Source organism: Pyramidobacter sp. C12-8 (genome assembly GCF_002007215.1).
Classification (GTDB): domain Bacteria; phylum Synergistota; class Synergistia; order Synergistales; family Dethiosulfovibrionaceae; genus Pyramidobacter.
This window is the reverse complement of record NZ_MUHX01000005.1, coordinates 95,487-114,253: the sequence shown is the minus strand read 5'-3', so window position 1 is coordinate 114,253 and position 18,767 is coordinate 95,487. Positions and strand designations below refer to the sequence as shown.

At 56.8% G+C, this 18,767-nt stretch carries 16 protein-coding genes; 8 read left to right on the top strand and 8 right to left on the bottom strand.

What is annotated here, in order from left to right:
• Positions 1–47 precede the first annotated feature (47 nt).
• The 7 genes from B0D78_RS03225 to B0D78_RS03195 form a co-directional block, all read right to left on the bottom strand.
• On the bottom strand, positions 48–1,058 hold the full coding sequence (locus B0D78_RS03225; protein WP_078015549.1) for a DctP family TRAP transporter solute-binding subunit: 1,011 nt from the start codon (positions 1,056–1,058) through the stop codon (positions 48–50).
• A 33-nt stretch (positions 1,059–1,091) separates the two neighbouring features.
• Positions 1,092–1,772 carry an aspartate/glutamate racemase family protein gene (locus B0D78_RS03220; protein ID WP_078015548.1) on the bottom strand — a complete coding sequence of 227 codons (681 nt, stop codon included), beginning with the start codon at positions 1,770–1,772 and terminating at the stop codon, positions 1,092–1,094.
• A gap of 3 nt (positions 1,773–1,775) precedes the next feature.
• Positions 1,776–3,161 carry a dihydroorotase gene (locus B0D78_RS03215; protein WP_078015547.1) on the bottom strand — a complete coding sequence of 462 codons (1,386 nt, stop codon included), beginning with the start codon at positions 3,159–3,161 and terminating at the stop codon, positions 1,776–1,778.
• 65 nt (positions 3,162–3,226) lie between these two features.
• Positions 3,227–4,606: a dihydroorotase gene (locus B0D78_RS03210; protein WP_078015546.1), complete on the bottom strand. Its 1,380-nt coding sequence runs from the start codon at positions 4,604–4,606 to the stop codon at positions 3,227–3,229.
• A 246-nt stretch (positions 4,607–4,852) separates the two neighbouring features.
• Positions 4,853–5,686, bottom strand: coding sequence for an IclR family transcriptional regulator (locus tag B0D78_RS03205; RefSeq protein ID WP_078015545.1), 834 nt, complete (start codon positions 5,684–5,686; stop codon positions 4,853–4,855).
• Between the two features lie 517 nt (positions 5,687–6,203).
• Complete coding sequence (locus B0D78_RS03200) at positions 6,204–6,677, bottom strand: hypothetical protein (protein ID WP_078015544.1); 474 nt, start codon at positions 6,675–6,677, stop codon at positions 6,204–6,206.
• Positions 6,678–6,700: 23 nt separating this feature from the next.
• A complete protein-coding gene (locus B0D78_RS03195; protein WP_078015543.1) occupies positions 6,701–7,897 on the bottom strand; it encodes a ParA family protein in 1,197 nt (398 codons plus the stop codon).
• Positions 7,898–8,087: 190 nt separating this feature from the next.
• On the opposite strand from B0D78_RS03195, the gene B0D78_RS03190 reads away from it, so the two are divergent.
• Positions 8,088–8,672 (top strand): flavin reductase family protein, encoded by a 585-nt coding sequence (locus tag B0D78_RS03190; protein ID WP_205948255.1) that lies wholly within the window; start codon positions 8,088–8,090, stop codon positions 8,670–8,672.
• Positions 8,673–8,837: 165 nt separating this feature from the next.
• Here B0D78_RS03190 and B0D78_RS03185 read toward each other — a convergent pair whose 3' ends face one another.
• Positions 8,838–10,448, bottom strand: a complete 1,611-nt coding sequence (locus tag B0D78_RS03185; protein WP_078015542.1) for an N-acyl-D-amino-acid deacylase family protein — start codon at positions 10,446–10,448, stop codon at positions 8,838–8,840.
• A gap of 410 nt (positions 10,449–10,858) precedes the next feature.
• Between B0D78_RS03185 and B0D78_RS03180 the strand changes: the two genes are divergently transcribed.
• From B0D78_RS03180 to B0D78_RS03150, 7 genes are all read left to right on the top strand, one after another.
• On the top strand, positions 10,859–11,788 hold the full coding sequence (locus B0D78_RS03180) for an ABC transporter permease (protein WP_078015541.1): 930 nt from the start codon (positions 10,859–10,861) through the stop codon (positions 11,786–11,788).
• A 13-nt stretch (positions 11,789–11,801) separates the two neighbouring features.
• Positions 11,802–12,656 carry an ABC transporter permease gene (locus B0D78_RS03175; protein ID WP_078015540.1) on the top strand — a complete coding sequence of 285 codons (855 nt, stop codon included), beginning with the start codon at positions 11,802–11,804 and terminating at the stop codon, positions 12,654–12,656.
• Positions 12,657–12,670: 14 nt separating this feature from the next.
• On the top strand, positions 12,671–13,669 hold the full coding sequence (locus B0D78_RS03170) for an ABC transporter ATP-binding protein (protein ID WP_078015539.1): 999 nt from the start codon (positions 12,671–12,673) through the stop codon (positions 13,667–13,669).
• Positions 13,666–14,652 (top strand): ABC transporter ATP-binding protein, encoded by a 987-nt coding sequence (locus B0D78_RS03165; protein WP_078015538.1) that lies wholly within the window; start codon positions 13,666–13,668, stop codon positions 14,650–14,652. The genes B0D78_RS03170 and B0D78_RS03165 overlap by 4 nt, the downstream gene beginning before the upstream one ends.
• A 4-nt stretch (positions 14,653–14,656) precedes the next feature.
• Positions 14,657–15,247: a hypothetical protein gene (locus B0D78_RS03160; RefSeq protein ID WP_078015537.1), complete on the top strand. Its 591-nt coding sequence runs from the start codon at positions 14,657–14,659 to the stop codon at positions 15,245–15,247.
• Between the two features lie 93 nt (positions 15,248–15,340).
• A complete protein-coding gene (locus tag B0D78_RS03155; RefSeq protein WP_078015536.1) occupies positions 15,341–16,861 on the top strand; it encodes an ABC transporter substrate-binding protein in 1,521 nt (506 codons plus the stop codon).
• A gap of 98 nt (positions 16,862–16,959) precedes the next feature.
• Positions 16,960–18,477, top strand: a complete 1,518-nt coding sequence (locus B0D78_RS03150; RefSeq protein WP_078015535.1) for an ABC transporter substrate-binding protein — start codon at positions 16,960–16,962, stop codon at positions 18,475–18,477.
• Positions 18,478–18,767 lie beyond the last annotated feature (290 nt).

The window sequence follows — 18,767 nt, the reverse complement described above, 5'->3', positions numbered from 1 at the left end:
ATGGAAAAGGCGGAAAGGGACTCCTTTCCGCCTCCTGACGATGAAAACTAGTTCTGAGGAGATTCCGCAGGGAAGGACTCCTGAATCTTCATGATCTTATCGTATGTATCTTTGCCAACTTTCTCGAGGAATTCATCATAAACTGGCTGCGTTGCCTTGCGGAATGCTTCGCGTTCTTCATTGGTCAGCTCGATGATAATGTTCTGCGTGCCGGCCTTGTATGCCTCAAGCAGTTTCTTGCTGTTGCCGAATATATTTTCACGCCCCCAATCGCAGGCAAATTTCGCAGCTTCCGTAACCCAACGCTGTTCTTTCTCGTTCAGGCTTTCCCAAGTAATTTTTGACATAACGAGCAGCATCGGGTCAAGAATATGTCCGTCAAGCGTAATGTATTCCTGAATAGTGTCAAACCCCTGCGACTTAATGTTTTCAAGGGGCTGCTCACCAGCATCGATAACGCCCTGTTGTAGAGAGGTAAACACTTCGCCGAAATCCATAGGGATAGCGCTAGCACCCATCGCATTGAAAATGGCCATACGAATGGGAGCGGGCTCCGTACGAATCTTCACGCCCTTCAACTGTTCAGGCTTACGGATGGCAATATTGCTGTGAATGTGTCTCCAGCCCATGGGGAAATAACCAAGAGCTTTGATGCCTTTCTCCTCAAGCGGAGCAACGATCTCTCTCGCAACATCGCTATCCATAAAAGCCAGCGCGGCTTTCTCGCTCTTGAACAGATAAGGGAGGTCGAAGATCGAGACTGTATTTGAGAAAGGAGCCAAAAGGCCCGTGGAGATTAACCAGAAGTCGGTCATGCCCTGTTGAATCTGTTCAATGCCTTCGCGGTTGTTGCCAAGAGCAGAAGCGCCCATGACGGAAACGGTCAGTTCTCCGCCGGAAAGTTCTTTGACCTTATCGGAAAACTGGAGTCCAACGCCGGAGAACGTAACCGAAGGTTGACCGGTATGGCCAAGTACGAGCTCGCGGGCAGAAACAGCGGAAGCTCCGATCAGAACGAACGCTGCACATGCGAGAGTTACGCGGCGAAACATTGTCATAACTATAGCCTCCTGTCAGATAGTTTCTACGAATCAATCATTAGGTTTGAAACGACAGCGCTTGCTGGTACTGTATCCGGCATTGACGAGCCCTTCAGCGACCATCAAAGCGCACACTGTACCGTCAAGCACGGGAACGTGAAGTTCCTTGCTCATCGCCTTGTCAAGTCCTGCAAATTCTGCACAACCGAGCACGATGACTTCCGCACCGTCTTCTTCAATGGCACGTTTCGCTTCGGGCATTAGCAAAGTCTTTATATCCGTTCCTTCCATGGCCGTTTTTTCAGGGGCACGCACGGAAGCAAGATAACCACCCATGCGGAAACGGTCGCGGATCATTGCGGCCTTATTAGGAATACTGCGTTTGCCAGGGGAGATAACGGAGAATTTATCGCCAAGCATTGAGGCAATCTTTACGGATGCCTCACAAATGCCAACAACCGGTTTGGCTGAAATTTCCTTGAGCAGCTCCAGATTGGGGTCACTGTGGCAGGCAATCACAAAGGCATCAAATTTATCGTAATTGTCTTTGAGCAACTGCACCATGCCAGGTATAGAACGAGCATAATCTTCAAATGTTACGACAAATGGAGCTGCACCAGGAGTTGAAACTGTTGCAACCTCAAAGCGGCCATCGGCATACTGCTTGGCAATTTTGTCAATAACTTCGGTTCCTGCCCTGCTGCTGTTAGGGTTGATAATAAGAATGCGCATATGTCACTCCCCGTGACGAATCAGTCTACCCCAACCTTTGGCACCATGATCAACAATGCCGTTCTCCATCACAACACGTCCGCGGACGCAGGTCATTTCGGGTTTGCCAATCAACTTCATACCGTCGTACCACGTGGAAATGCCTCGGCCGTGAGTCAAGAACTTGTTGTGATCAACGGTGAATTCCTTGCTGGTGTCGCAGATTACGAAATCACCGTCTTTACCAGGGATCAGCCCCCCCTTGGTTTTCAAGCCGAAAATACGAGCAGGATTTTCGCAGATCAACTGCATCAGTCTGGGTAGTGTCAGCTTGCCATCGCGTACAGCCGTCAGCATCAGTGGCAGCGTCATTTCGATGCAGGCAGAACCAGCCGCAGCAGTGAAGATATCCTTGTTACCTTTCTCCTTTTCAGCAAGCAGGAAGGAACCATGGTCGCTACCGATGTAGTCGACGGTGCCGTCTTTGACATACTTCCACAGTTTGTCTCGGTCAGTGGCACTGCGAAGCGGAGGATTGCACTTGGCCATGGGGCCGTATTTCAGCAAGGCATCTTCCGTGAGAATCAGATAATGCGGGCAAGTTTCAATATAAACTTCCTGTCCGGCCAGACGAGCCTGTTTTAAAAGCTCCATCGCTTCCGGCGTGGAAATGTGTGCGATGGCTAGGCGAACTCCAGTTTCGCGGGCAACGCGAATCAGCTTTTCAATGCATTCGATTTCACTGATTTTAGGGCGTGAAGGGCAATGATACCCCCAGCCAACTTTGCCTTCAGCGCGGAATTTGGTAATCAAACGTTTGATCATGTCGTTGTTCTCCGCATGGACAGTGAGAATCAATCCAGTTTTTGCAACGGCTTCGAAGCCTTCCATGATGCCGCCGTCGTTGGGCATAGTCAAACCGCGGAACTCTTCGTCACGCCCTTCGGGAGCTTCGTGAAGGAACGTTTTAAAGGCGACAATGCCCTCTTTGGCAACACGCTCGGCTTCCTGCGGAAACTCGGAACCAGCCGCACCGAAAAACGCATAGTCTACGATACAGCGGGACTTAGCACGCTCAATACGTTTGGCAAGAATTTCAGGCGTATAAGGAGGAGGAGTGGAAATAGGATGCTCAAGGAATGCCGTTACGCCGGCGTTCGCCGCTGCCGCTGATTCTGATTCAAAATCTCCGCGTTCAATATGCCCGGGATCGCGTACATGCACGTGAGTGTCGACAATGCCAGGAAGCAGAAGTCTGTTCTGGGCATCGATCTCCCGATACGCCTCGGGCAGGTAATCATCGGCACAAACATCAACAATTTTCTCGTTTGCGATCGCGATGCCACCGTGGAAGACGGTGCCGCTTGAGTAGACCTGTGCGTTATGTACTACCAAATCCACCTTTACCATAGAAACCCCTCCTTAAAAATTTATTTTTATCAACATCCGCAGAAAACGGAAATTGAACAGAAAAACTAAACAAGCACTTCTCTCCCCCAACCCTGCATGCATGGAATCGGCGCGCCGTCTTTAAAAACAAATTTGCCGCGAACCAACGTATGAAGAATTTTGCCATGCAGTCTCCATTGTTCGTAGAGACGGGCAATGGCTTTACCATGCGAAAGCGTATTCTCGCATGACGGACAGACTTCAATGCGCGGGTCGACTACAACAAGATCTGCGTCAGAACCGGGAAGCAGCGCACCTTTTTGCGGGTACAATCCGAAAACTCTAGCGGCATTGGCTGACGTCAGTTGGACAACATCCTTCAGCGTCAAATTGCCGTTGAGGACAGATTCAAGCATCAGCGGCAAACGAGTCTCAAAACCGACATTGCCAGCGGGAGCCTTGAAAATATTTTTTTCACCTGGAAGCTTTTCTTCAGGCAAAAACGCTCCATGGTCGCTGCCGACGTAATCGAACTGTCCTCGATACAACCATTTCCATAATTGTTTTCGTTCCGCACAAGAACGGATAGGCGGATTATATTTTGCGTATGGCCCATAACCGAGTTGATCGGCTCTCTCATAATCAAGATAAAGGTACTGCGGACAGGTTTCAGCATATACGTCTAAGCCCTCAGCCTTTGCCCGCGCGATCAGATGCATAGAATCATTGCAGGAAATATGGCAGAAGCTGACGCGTGTGCCATATTCCCGAGCAAAACGTATTATTTTCTCCACAGCTTGAACTTCACAAACCGACGGCCGTGATTGAGCGTGAAGTTGTAGAGGAGACCGTTGCGGTTCATTTTGCAAACGTCGGGTATACCATGAAGCTATTGGGCCATTTTCAGCATGCACAGCCAAAATTTTGCCAGTTGCAGCGACAGCCTGCATAATCTCAATGAGAACTCCGTCATCAGTCGCCGTCGAAGCAATGAATTCCTTGGCGCGCGGACCGTTTACATCAAAAAGAAAAATTTTAAAGCCGATCACGCCTGCCTGTGCGAGCTCGTAAATATTTTGTACGCCGCCCGCAGCGGCACCGTAAAACGCAAAATCAACGCATGACTTTTTAGCGGCGATTTGTTCACGCTGATGAAGAATTTCCACAGTTGCCTGGGGTGGAGCGGAAATGGGCATTTCAAAAAAAATGGTGATACCGCCGGCTGCAGCAGCGATCGATTCGGAAGCGAAATCGCCACGCTGTGTCAGTTCAGGTTCACGAATATGAGCATGCGTCTCAATCCCCCCAGGGAGAATCCAAGCACCCTTAACATCAAGTTCTTCAACACCTGTTACGTTATTTTGACCAAGGGAAACAATCTTCCCTTTCGAAATACCAAGGCAACCGCGATATAAGCCTTCTCCGTTGAAAATCTCGGCATTTTTGAGCAATAGATCGACTTTCATACTTCCCACAACCTTAACGTCTCATTTATTAAGACGATAAATTATTGTATGAGACAAGTATAACACTTAAAGAACCACTTTTATAGACGACCAGTCAAAAAACATTAGAGCGTTTTGGAATATATAAATATGATGTATTTTAAAGAAACACTGAAAACGGTAAAAAATAAGCCGATTTCAGCAGGAAACCCTTTCCTCTGAAGTCGGCTTAAATCTCAATATGATTGTTTTCCCAGACAAAACGAATTAAATTTCGCCTAATGATGTCAGCCCAGGCGTTATCGCTTCTTCAATTTTAAGACGCGTCTTATTCATTTCATCAACAATTTCACTGATGCGTTTTTGCGAACTGCGATAATCGGGAAGGACAACACCCAAACTGCCGTAAGTGTTTTCCGCTGGGAACCAGATTGGCATAGCAATTCCCGTAATACCGGGATCGACCTGACCGCTGGCAAGCGAATAGCCGCGAGCTTTTTCCAGACGATAACGTTCCATCAACCGTTCAATGTCCGTGACAGTTCGTTCCGTATAGCGAACAAGTTCATGACGCTCAAGATGAGCCCTCGCTTCCTCTTCATCCATACCAAGCAGAACAGCAAAACCTGTCGCACCGGCATGGCAGGGATAAATGCGTCCGATTTCAGATGTACAGGAAAGCCGTTGGTGCGACGAGGCTTTATCGACGCATGTAGTCTCGTCGTTGATCATCATTGTCAGCACAGTTGTTTCCTGTAGATGATCGCGTAACTGCGTAAGATATTCATGAGTAATTGACAGTGAAGAAACCTGATCACCGCCCTTATGCCCGAGAATGACCGGTTTAATGCCAATCTGAAAACGGTCACCTTTTGTGCGGCGCAACCAGCGGCATTCTTCCAGCGTCGTCACGAGGCGGTGTACGGTGCTTTTATGAAGCCCTGTAAGTCGGCTAAGATCAGAGATCCCCAGCGTATCAGATGATTTAAAAAACTGTTCCATAATTGTCAATCCGCGAAGGAGCGACTGATTCGTGTATTTCCTTTTGATGATGTCTTCGTTTTCCAGCATCAAAACAAATCCTGCCTTTACGCTATTCATTAAATATTAATATACAGCTCATGTTATGTAAAATTTCGGCAGCACGGGGCAATGAGTGCACTACTATTGATAAGAATAGCATAAACAGCGGCCCTTTGCACAGATTATTTGAGTATCTATTGCCGGTCAGCAATAGATACCCTATCAATGTTCAAAAAACAGAATGAAAAACAATGCTCCAGACATGATCGTGGATAGCCCTTAGTGTAAGCAACGAGACAAAAATCGGCGCGTACAAGACGAATGCCGTTCCAGCGCCACATTTTCCGCAATCCCTTCGAACCTGCCTTCATCCACCAAACTCTGTTCGAAGCCTCCTGAGCAGATAGAGTGCTTCTGCTGCCAAGATACTCTCCGGAGCTCCAGACGCTTCCCGTACGTTGCGTATGAGCTTGTAACAGAAAGAAGCGAGAGAAGCATACGGCAAATGTCGGCGTACAGAAGCCTTCTTCAAAAACTGCACGTCGTTACCGCGCCTGACAGGAGGATGTCAATTCCTCGGCTTCCTCCTCCGCGCTTACTTTGCGGGCGTTCTGTTCACACGAATCGTCTTGCTGATGGTGCGGCCGCGGCTGCCGCGCTCGGTATGGAGCACGGTGATCCATCCGGCCAGCGCCAGTTCGTTCAGCGCCCGCGCCAGCTTGTCGGCGCGCACTCTCATTTTTCCGGCCAGCTCGTCGATAACGATGACGCCGCCGCTGCGGGCGGCCTGACAGCTCAGCATGACGAGCCAGTCGAATTTGTTCATCACGCCGGGTTTCATGGCCTGGTACCAGTCCCACACGGCATCCTGTCCCGCAAGCGCTTCGGCCGTCGGCGCTGCGGCCGCGGGAACGGATTCGTCCGTTTCCGCGGCGACGGGCAGGGGCTCTTCTTCGAGCGATGAGCTCTCAGCCGCCGCGGAAGGCGTTTCCGGTTCCTGATTGAAGGCTGCGAAGCTCTGCAACGCTTCCGCGACGTTTTTGTCCAGTTTGAAGGAATCTTTTTCCATATCACGGCACCGCCTTTCCGTTGTCAGTCCCGCAGCGAAAGCGTCTGCCAGGCCAGATCGCCGAAGACTGTCAGCGCTTCTTTTTCCCTTGCCTCGAGCCCCTCGACGCCGAGGAAACGGTTATAACAGTCGGCGATGGCCGCGCGGCGCGGCACTTCGTACAGCGGGATGCCGCTTTTGGCCAGCTGCTCGGTCACTGCCGCGAGGATTTCGCGGTCGAGGCGCTGGCGCCGGTCGCAGCGCGAGAAGATGACGCCGCAGATGCGCAGGCGGGGGTTGCGGTGCTTGTACTCCGCCAGCGTCGCGGAAAAATGCGGCAGAGTCTTGAGGCACTGGCGGCTCGGGTCGATCGGCAGCAGCACGTCATCGGCGGCCAGCAGCGCGTTTTTCAGCGCCAGGGTCGCCGAGGGCGGCGTGTCGATCAGCACCAGCCGATATTCCCGCGCGGCGCGGTCGAGAAAACGCGCCAGACGGTCTTCCAGCGCGCCCTCCGCCGCCGGCAGGACGTCGGCGGCGGAGGGATGGGCCGGCAGGATGTCGACGTGGGCATAGCGGGTGGAGCGGATCAGCAGTTCGGGATTGCCGGCATAGGGCTGGGGGTCCAGCAGGGCGCGCAGGCTGAGCTCGGCGGGGACGTCCTCGGCGCGCAGGAAGAAATCGGTCGCCGAGCCCTGCGGATCGGTGTCGACGACCAGCAGGCGCTCGCCGCGGTCTTCTTCGTCCCAAATTTTCTGGATCGCCGTGGCGATGAAACAGGTGATCGTCGTCTTGCCGACGCCGCCCTTGAGCATGGAAACCGCCACGCGCTTCTGCGCGGCGCGAGCGGCGCTTCGAGTCCCGCTGTCCGCCGCGCTTTTTTCGTCCGCAGCCGCTTCCGCCTGGGCGGGAACGTCTTCCGCCGCCACAGGCTCTTCCGCTCCCGTCGCTTTGTCCGCGGCGGGAACGGACGGCTCGTAATCGAATTCGACCACTTCCAGCCGCTGCGGGACGATGTCGCCCATCTGCGCGGCCCAGCCCGCCCACTGCTCCACTTCCTCGCGCTCTTCATCGCTGAGGGGGATCTCCTCTTCGGCTTCGGAAAGCGGCTGAGGCGGCAGCGGCGCGGGAGGCGGCGGGAGATTTCTGATCCGCATCAGCCCTATGGATTTCAAGATGCTGTCCAGAATGGTCATGTTCTCACCGTCCAATCGATGGATGCTCATGTTCACATTATAATGCATGGGCGCAAAAATAAAAAAGGCTCGCCGCAAAGTTCCTTCACAAAAAGGCTTTCATACGGAACGCGGCGTCGCCGCTTCCGCCTGCCACACTCCATACCGGCGGAGCTGTCAAAAGGCGCGCGGGGCCAAGTTTCAAGCCCGCTTCAGCTTGACAGCTTCCCCTATAATAGATTCGGAAAGGTGTCACATCATGAAAGGGATGATTTTTATGCGCAAGGATTTCGGCAAACAAACGATCGTCACGCCGCTGCCCGTGCTTATCGTCGCGACCTACGGCGACGACGGACGCCCCGACGCCATGAACGCCGCCTGGGGCGGACAGGTCGACACCAACATGGTCCACGTCGAGCTGGACAACTCACATCTGACCACCGACAACATCAAACGGAGAAAAGCCTTCACGGTCAGTTTCACCGACCGCAAAAACCTCGTCATGGCCGATTATTTCGGCCTCGTCTCCGGCCGTAAGGAAGACAAGATCGCCCAATCGGGAGCGCATGTGGAAAAGAGCGCTCACGTGGACGCGCCCGTCATCACCGACTTTCCGCTGACGCTGGAGTGCCGGCTCGTCAGCGTCAGCGAGGAGTTCGGCGGCACCCGCGTGGTCGGGGAGGTGGTCAACATGAGCGCCGACGAGTCGATCCTCGACGAAAAGGGGCACGTCGATCTGGGCAGGGGCGAGTTCCTCTGCTACGATCCCGCCGCTTTCGCGTACCGCGTCATCGGCGAACGCGTCGGCACCGCCTTCAAAGACGGTCACAAGGTCGGCGGCTGATTCGTTCCGGCGTGACGGGACGCGGAACGTTTTACGCCGAGCCGACCGCCGCGTCGGAACGTGCCGTTTCATAAGAGGTCAAGAGAATTTATTCATGAATCGCCGCGAGCGAGAATCCCTATAGGGAATCCGTCCGCGGCGATTCGTTTTTTTTCGAAAAAAGTTTTATTCGTCGTCAGGCGTCCAGTAACACAGAACCCGTCCCGCGCGCTCGCCGGTCGTTTTGCCGCGGTAGGCGCCGAGGCAACCGCCGACCCAGACGGCTTCGACGCCGACGGGCGGGGTCATGGGGCGTTCGTAGGTACTGCCGTCGAGAACCGTTCCCGGGTCGAAGAGCACCAGATCGGCGTCCATGCCGGGGCGGAGGATCCCCTTGCCGCTCAGGCCGAGGCGCGCTGCCGGGAACGAGGTCATCTTGCGCACGGCCTCTTCGAGGGAAAACAGCTTCAGTTCGCGCGCGTAGCGTCCGAGAACGCGCGGGAACGTGCCGCTGTAGCGGGGATGCACGAATTCTTCCGGCGCGGCGACCGCGCCGTCCGAACCGATCATCACCAACGGATCGACGATCACGTTGCGGACGTCCTGCTCCGTCATCGTAAAATAGATGCCGCGGTCGGCGCCCTGGTTGCGAAGGATGACTTCGAGCAACGCCTCGAGCGGATCGGTCCCCATTTTCCGGGCAGCGTCCTCGAGGTTCATGCCGCGGTATTCGGGCGTGAGCGGAAGCTCGCCGAGCACGATCCCCTTCGCGCCGCCGCCGTGCTTCATCGTTTTTTGCCAACGCTCCGAGCCTTCCATTTCCTCGTGCAGCGCCCGCCGCGCCTCGGGATCGGAGAGAAGTTTCATGATGCCGGCGACGCCGCCCGAATGCACCCACTTGGGCATCAGCGAGCGCAGATTGGAGCTGGCCGCCGTGTAAGGATACTGATCCACGGTGATATCCAGTCCCTCGGCGCGGGCGGCGCGGATGATGGAAAAAAGATGTTCGGCCATGCCGGGGCGATCGCTCTCGCGCGCCTTGAGATGCACGACCTGGGCCGGGATATGGTTGACGCGCGCCACGTTGATCGTCGCGCGCACGCACTCGGGCGATTTGTCGGCCTGATTCCTCATGTGGGACAGATAGAGGCCACGGCGCTTCGTCAGGCCGCCGGCGACGAACTCGAGCTCTTCGTCGGACGAGTAAATTCCGGGAGGGTACGCCAGACCGCTGCTCAGGCCAAACGCGCCTTCTTCCATGCTCTGTCCGACGAGCGCCCGCATCCGTTCCAGTTCCTCGCGCGAAGGGTCGCGGCTGTCGAAGCCCATCACGCAGAGGCGCACCGTTCCCTGCCCGACAAACGAACCGGCGTTGACGCCGAGCGGCTGTTTGTCGAGGCGCACCAGCCATTCGCCGAAACTGTTCCAATCCCAATCGACGCGACGGCCGCTCTTGGTCACGCCGGCGTACTCGTCCAACTCCGCCTTGCGCTCGGGGCAGATCGGCGCGGGGCTGATGCCGCACTGTCCCATGATCACCGAGGTGACGCCCTGCAGCATGACGTTGGCGGCCTCGGGATTGCAGATCATGCCGAAATCCGCGTGGCTGTGGATGTCGATGAAGCCGGGAGCGAGCATCAGCCCTTCGGCTTCGATCGTTTCGTCGTTGCGCCCGGCTTTGACGCCGCGGCCGACGGCGGCGATCTTTCCGTCTTCCGTCCTCAGGCTGCCCCGATACCACGCCGCTCCGGTTCCGTCGCAGATTTTCGCGTTATGGATGAAATAATTTCGCGCCACATTCTTCAACTCCTGATCCACAAGATAAAATTTTCCACTTTTCGTCGCGCTGACGCTGTATATTTGTATACAACATACTCTTCTCGCTTGCTGATTTCAGGACGTCTCAGCCATCGGCCAGCAAACTGTTTTATTAGATTACTAAGGCTTTTATGTGCTGTCAAGACGCCTATGGGACCGTAATGCATTTTTTATAGCTTTATGATATACTGTGCACAAACATGACAAAGTAAAATTTTACGTTAAGAATCTAATTTCGATAACATCGCTTGCCTTTCATGAACTCCAGACGGCGCTCCGCTTTCGCTCGTTTTTCGAAAACAGGAGCGGCCGTTTCGTTTGACGGGAAAAACGCAAACGCCGCCGTTTGTGTGGAAATAATTTTCTGAGTAAAGGGAAGGGAGAACCACATGCTCAAGTACACGTTGCGAAGGCTTATTCTGCTTGTTCCCGTGCTGGCGGGGGTAGCGCTGCTGGTCTTTACGCTGCTCTACATCACGCCCGGCGATCCGGCGCGCATGGCTCTGGGAGAGGACGCGCCGCAGGAGGCGGTCGAGCAGTTCCGCAAAAATTACGGGCTTGACGATCCGTTTTTCGTGCAGTTCGGGCGCTACTGCTACAAGGCGCTGCTCCACGGCGACATCGGCAATTCCTACGTCACGAAGTCTTCGGTGAGCGAGGAGATCATGACCCGCTTCCCCACCACGTTGAAGCTGGCGTTTTGGGCGGTTGTGCTCGGCGTGGCGCTGGGGCTGCCGTTCGGCATCATCTGCGCGATCCGACAGTATTCGATCTTCGACTCGGTCTCGATGGTTCTGGCGCTGATCGGGGTGGCCATGCCCAACTTCTGGCTGGGGGTCCTGCTGATCCTGCTCTTCTCGGTCAAGCTGAACTGGCTGCCGCCTTCCGGCTTCACGACGTTCGCCGAAATGGCGATGCCCGTCTTCACGCTCTCGGGCGGCACGCTGGCCGTGATCACGCGCATGACGCGTTCCAGCATGCTCGAGGTCATCAAGTCGGATTACGTGCGCACGGCGCGCGCCAAGGGGCAGCGTGAGTCGGTGATCATCTGGCGCCACGCGCTGCCGAACGCGCTGATCCCGATTTTGACGATCGTCGGCATGCAGTTCGGCGGCCTTCTGAGCGGCGCGATCCTGACGGAAACGGTGTTTTCCATTCCCGGCGTCGGCCGTCTGATGGTGGAGTCGATCAAGATGCGCGACTTCCCCGTGGTTCAGGGCGGCGTGCTGTACATCGCGCTGGTTTTCTGTTTCATCAATCTGGCCGTGGATCTTCTGTACGCTTGGGTCGATCCGCGCATCAAGGCAAAGTACCGCTAAGGGGGCCTTTTCGATGCTTCTCAAGAAAAACAGCATGCTGCGTCTGACGCTGGTGCGTCTCAGAAGAAACCATCTGGCCATGATCGGCCTGGCGATCGTGCTGACGCTGATCTTCGTGGCCGTTTTCGCCGATTCCATCGCGCCGTTCAAATATTCTCGCCAGCATCTGCGCGAAACGTTGCAGGCGCCGAACGCCAAGTATCTGCTGGGTACCGACGAGTTCGGGCGCGACGTTTTGAGCCGTCTGATCTACGGCGCCCGCGTCTCGTTGCAGGTCGGGCTGGTCGCCGTTTCCATTTCGCTGCTCGTGGGCGGCTCGCTGGGAGCCGTCGCCGGCTTTTACGGCGGCAAGCTCGACAATCTGATCATGCGCCTGATGGACGTGCAGCTGGCCGTGCCTTCCACGCTGCTGGCCATCGCCATCGCGGCGGCGCTGGGGCCGGGGCTGTTCAATCTGATGATCGCCGTCGGCATTTCCTCGGTGCCGCGGTTCGCTCGATTACTGCGCGCCTCGGTGCTTTCGGTCAAGGAGATGGAGTTCGTCGAGGCGGCGCGGGCCATGGGCGCCAGCGATTTCCGCATCATCGTGCTGCATATCCTGCCGAACTGCTGCGCGCCGCTGATCGTCCAGGCGACGCTCAGCGTCGCCAACGCGATCCTGTCCTCGGCGTCGCTGAGCTTCATCGGCCTCGGCATCCAGCCTCCCTATCCCGAATGGGGCGGCATGCTGTCGAGCGCCCGCGACTATCTGCGCAGCAGCCCGTATCTCAGCATGTTCCCCGGCATCGCCATCGTCGTCACGATCATCGCCCTGAACTTCATCGGCGACGGGCTTCGCGACGCGCTGGACCCCAAGCAGAAACGATAAACGGAGCGTAAAACATGGCAGACTTTCAGAAAAAACTTCTCGATATCCGCGATCTGACCGTTCAGTTCGACACCGACTCCGGCGTCGTCCACGCCGTCAACCATCTCAACATGCAGCTGGAAGAGGGCAAGGCGCTGGGTTTCGTCGGCGAGACCGGGGCCGGAAAGACGACGACCGCGCTGGCGGTCCTGCAGCTGATCCAGTCACCTCCCGGCGAGATCACCAGCGGCGAGATTTGGTTCAAGGGGCAGAACGTGCGCGAGATGACGGAAGCGGAGCTGCGCAACATGCGCGGCCGCGAGATCGCCATGATCTTCCAGGATCCGATGACATCGTTGAACCCGATCATGACGGTGGAAGAGCAGATCATGGAGATGATCTCGCTCCACTCCGACCTCAAGGGCAGCGAAGTCCGCGAACGGGCGCTGGAAATGATGCGTCTCGTCGGTATCCGTCCCGAACGCGCCAAAGACTATCCGCACCAGTTCTCCGGCGGCATGCGCCAGCGCGTCGGCATCGCCATCGCTCTGGCCTGCAAGCCCAGTCTGCTGATCGCCGACGAGCCGACGACGGCGCTCGACGTGACGATCCAGGCGCAGGTGCTGGAGCTGATCAAAGACCTGCAGAAACAGGTCAAGACTTCCATGCTGCTGATCACTCACGACCTCGGCATCGTCGCGGAAACGTGCGACAGCGTCGCCATCATGTACGCAGGGCATCTTGTGGAATACGCGGACATTCAGCATCTGTACGGCAATCCGCTGCACCCTTACACGCAGGGACTGTTCAACGCAGTCCCCGATCTGGAAAGCCCGATCGGCGAAAAGCTCGCCGTCATTCAGGGGCTTCCGCCCGATCCCACAAATCTGCCGTCCGGCTGCAGCTTCTCGCCTCGTTGTCCCTACGCTCAGGAAGAATGTCTCGAAAAACCCTGCGGCATGAGGGAAATCGAGCCGGGCCATTTCATCGACTGTTATTTCCCGCATCGATACGAGGGAGGTTCGCGCGCATGATCGGCACAATCGAAAAGACAGACCCCATCGTCGAGGTCAAACGCCTGAAAAAATATTTCCAGGTGTCGGGCGGTCTGCTTCACGCCGTGGACGACGTCACCCTCTCCATTCCCCGCGGCAAGACCCTGGGGCTGGTCGGCGAATCGGGCTGCGGCAAATCGACGCTCGGGCGCGTGGTGATCGGCCTGATCAGCGCCACCGGCGGCGAAATCTTCTTCAACGGCAAGGACTCACTCAAGTACAATCCTGCCGAGCGCACCCAGTTCCGCAAACACGCGCAGATCGTCTTTCAGGATCCTTTTTCCTCGCTGAACCCGCGCATGACCGTCTCGCAGCTGATCGCCGAGCCGATGGTGATCAACAGGGCGTATTCGCACCGCTCCGAGCTGGATCACAAGGTCAAGAAGCTGATGGATACGGTCGGTCTGGCGGAACGCCTGATCAACTCGTTCCCGCACGAGCTGGACGGCGGACGCCGCCAGCGCATCGGCATCGCCCGCGCCCTGGCGCTGGATCCCGAGTTCATCGTGCTGGACGAGCCCGTGTCGGCGCTGGACGTGTGTATTCAGGCCCAGATCCTCAACCTGCTGGGCGAGCTGAAAAAGGAGCGCGGCTACACCTATCTGTTCATCTCCCACAATCTCAGCGTCGTGCGCTACGTTTCCGACGAGATCGCCGTGATGTACCTCGGCCAGGTCGTGGAGAAGGCCGACAATCTCAATCTCTTTAAGGATCCCGTGCATCCCTACACGCAGGCGCTGCTTTCGGCCATTCCCGTGGCGCGCCTGAACCGCAAGAAGAACCGCATCCTTCTCGAAGGCGACGTGCCCAGCCCCGTCAACCCGCCGCAGGGCTGCCGCTTCGCCGGACGCTGCGCCTACCGGCAGGACGTCTGCACGGAACAGACGCCGGAGCTGCGGGAGATCGAGCCGTCTCACTTCGTCGCCTGCCACTTCGCGCGGGATCTGCGGCCTCACGCCTGACGGCATGAGCACGCTGCCGCACGGTCGGGATGCCGGCGATGCCGCGCTGCGGTGGTTCGTCGGCGTGCCGCTGGGGACGAATCCGTTGATCCTGCTCGATTTCATCACGCTGCTGGCGATCGCCTGGGTCGTTTCCTGGGGAGCGCTGGTGGCGACGCAGTTCGTCCTCGGCGGCTACGTGGACGTTTCGCATTACAAAGGCGCCGCCGTCGTCGCGTCCTATCTTTCGCTGATCTTCATCGGCTTTTACGGCGTGATCTGCTTCATCATCACGCGCAACCGCTACGCGGCGCTGTACCGCTGCGACCGCGCCGCCATTCTGTGTGAAAACATGCGCTGCGCCCCCCGGGCTTTGGAACGCCGGCTGCTCCGTTTCGCGCCCTATCCGATCGAGCCGGTACGCGCTCCCATCCGCAGCGTGGAACGCCGGGCTTTATGGAAAGACGTGACGAAGGTGCGGAAGATCGACGACCTGCGCGTGATCGTCCTCAAAGGAAAACGCGGCACATTGATGCGGGTATACTGTCCCGACGGGAAAATTTACGCCGAGGCTCTGGCGTTTGTCGCAGAGCGGACGGGCATCGCTGCCGCATAGGCGCGCGGGAGTTTTTTCAAAAGGGTTTTACCTTGCCGGCATGGGCCGGCAGGGCGTTTCATCAGCTTGATCACTTTGAAAGGAAGTGTGTTTATGAAGTTGAAGAGGTATTCCGTTTTGTGCGCCGTACTTGCGTTGGGTCTGATGTTCTGCGGCGCGGCCGCGGCCGTTCCCGAGGACACGATCACGGTGGGCATGGCGGCCGACGCCAAGTCGCTGGATCCGCAGATGACCAACGACACCACGTCGAGCACCTACATGATCCAGATGTACGAACCGCTGATCGAGATCGGCAGCGACAAGAAGCTGCTTCCCTGTTTGGCCGAGAGTTGGAAACAGCTCGACGATCTGACCTACGAAATCACGCTGCGCAAAGGCGTCAAGTTTCACAACGGCGCCGAAGTGACCGCCGACGACGCCGTGTTCACCCTGAACCGCATGACCACGCCCGCGGCGGCGGCGGTCAAGTCCTACGGCGCGAACATCGACGCTTCAGGCCTGAAAGTCGTCGACCGCTACACCTTCCAGGTGAAGGCAAGTTCTCCGATGGCTGGCTTCCTGTCCTATCTGACCCATTCGTCGGCCTATATCCTCTGCAAGGCCGCGGTCGAAGCCGCCGGGGACGATTACGCCAAGCACCCGATCGGCACCGGCCCCTTCAAGTTCGTGGAAATGCTCAAGGGCGATCACGTGTCCTATGAGCGTTTCGAGGACTACTGGGGAACCAAGCCCCGCTACAAGAAACTGCTGATCCGCACGATCCCCGAGGCCACCAGCCGCGTCATCGAGCTTGAGACCGGCAACGTCGACATCGCCTACGCCATTCCCAACAACGATTTCAAACGCCTTCAGGACGAAGGCAAGGTCGCCGTGTACAACAAGCCCGGCCTTTCCATCACCTACATGGGCTTCAACACGCAGACGCCCCCGTTCGACAACCCCAAAGTCCGCAAGGCCATCACCATCGCCATCGACCGCGAGGGCGCGCTCGACGTCGTTTACAAGGGACTGGGACGCGTGCCCACCAGCCCGTTGATCCCCGTGAACAATTATTTCCCCGATCCCGTGCCGGTGGAATACGATCCCGACAAGGCCGAAAAGATGCTTGAAGAAGCCGGCGTCAAGGATCTCGAGTTCACCATCTACACCAACGAGAACAAACAGCGCAAGGATTACGCCGAAGTCATCCAGGCCATGCTGGGCGATCTGGGCATCACCGTCAAGATCCAGGTCCTCGAGTGGGGCACCTTCCTCGAACAGCTCAAAGGCGGCAAGCTGCCCGTCTTCATGATCGGCTGGGCCGCCGACAACGTCAATCCCGATCCCGATGCCTACATCAAGGCCGCCATGCACTCCAAGTTCGCCGGTCCCTCCAACCGCGTCTGGCTGAAGGACGCGCTGGTCGACGAGCTGCTCGACAAGGGCACCGTCACGCCCGACGGCCCGGAGCGCGCGGAAATCTACAAGAAATTCTGCGACCGCGTCAACGAGCTGAATCCCTGGTGCTATCTGGCCATCGCCGACACCCTGTATGGCGCGAACAAGAACCTGAAGGGCGTGGAAAATTTCTATCGCGGTTCGATCAACCGTCTGGACCGCATCTATTACGAATAAGATTCACTGGCAATAAAATCAGGCGCCGAGACTCTTCAGTTTCGGCGCCTGATTTTACAGAATTCATGTCGCATTGGACGAGCGAAGGAGGAAAAAACATGAACGTGAAACCTCCCAAAACGGCATTCTTCGTACTTCTTTTCGTGTTTCTGCAGACCGGCAATATCGCCGCGGCGGAAAAGGAGCTGCTGTCCGTCGGTATGCCGGCCGACGCGAAGTCTTTCGATCCTCAGATGACCAGCGACACGGTCTCCAGCACTTATATGATCCAGATGTATGAGCCGCTGTTCGATTTTTCCCGCGACAAAAAACTGATCGGCCGCCTCGCCAAGAGCTGGAAAAAGCTGGATCCCCTCACCTACGAGATCACGCTGCGCAAAGGCGTCAAGTTCCACAACGGCGCGGAACTGACCGCGGAAGACGCCGTTTTCACGCTGCACCGCATGACGACGCCCAAAGCCGCGGCGGTCAGGGCCTACGGCGCCAACATCGATCCCGACGGTTTCAAGATCGTCGACAGGTACACGTTCCGGGTTAAAACAAAATCGCCCATGGCGGCTTTTCTTTCCTACCTGAACCACTCCTCCAGTTACGTCCTGAACAAGGCGGCGGTCGAAGCCGAAGGCGACGATTACGGCCGCCGTCCGATCGGGACCGGGCCTTTCAAATTTTCGGAAACGCTGGAAGGCGACCATGTCGCCTTCGAGCGCTTCGACGACTACTGGGACGCGAAGCCACGCTTCAAGAGCCTGATCATGCGCACGATCCCCGAACCAGCCAGCCGTGTGATTGAACTCGAAACGGGCAACGTCGACCTCATCTACGACATCCCCAACAGCGATTTCAGACGCCTTGAAAACGAAGGAAAAGTCAAGGTGTACCACAAGCCCGGGCTGGCGCTGACCTACATGGGATTCAACACGCAGACGCCGCCCTTCGACGACCCGCGGGTCCGCCGCGCCATCGCTCTCGCCATCGACCGCGAAGCCGCTCTGAACGTCGTTTACCACGGGCTCGGCGTCGTGCCGTCTAGCGTGCTGCTGCCGATCCACAACTATTTCCCCGCGCCGGTCCCGCCGGAATACGACCCCGACAAGGCGCGGAAACTCCTCGAAGAAGCGGGCGCGGCCGATTTGTCGTTTACGCTTTACACGAACGAAAGCAAGCAGCGCCGCAACTACGCCGAAATCATCCAGTCCATGCTCGCCGACGTCGGCGTGACCGTGCAGATCAACGTGCTCGAGTGGGGCAGTTTTCTCGAACAGCTGAAAAACGGCAATCTCCCCGTCTTCATGATCGGCTGGGGATCCAGCGTCAATCCCGATCCCGACGCCTACATCAAGACCGCCATGCACTCGCGCTTCGCTGGCTCGACCAACAGAGTTTGTCTGAAGGACAAGGAAGTGGACGAGCTTCTCGAAAAGGGAGCCGTGACCGAGGACGGCCCCGAACGCGCCGAAATCTACGCGCGCCTCTGCGAGCGTATCGACGAGCTGAACCCCTGGTGTTGTCTGGCCATCGCCGACACGCTCTACGGCGCCAATAAAAACCTTAGAGGCGCCAACGGCTTTTACCACGGCACGCTGAACCCGCTGAACACCGTCTTTTACGAGTAACCGCGACCTCGCGGCGCGCGCAAAAACGAACACGATCGTTTCGCCGACGGGCCTGTCCCACGAAAAAAACGCTGATCACTTCGATCAGCGTTTTTTTCATGTAAAATGTTTGGCAGAGAGCTGTGACCGATTGCTCAGGAGGGAAGGCCGGAAAACGCGCTGAAAAACACGGCGGGATGGCGCAAGAGGGGAAGGTCCGCGCTGTTCCCGCAAAAGACCGCGAAGCTTCAATGTGCCGGCGGATATAAAACGGCGCCCGCGCCGTCAAAAAGCTGTAGGGGAGGGAGAAA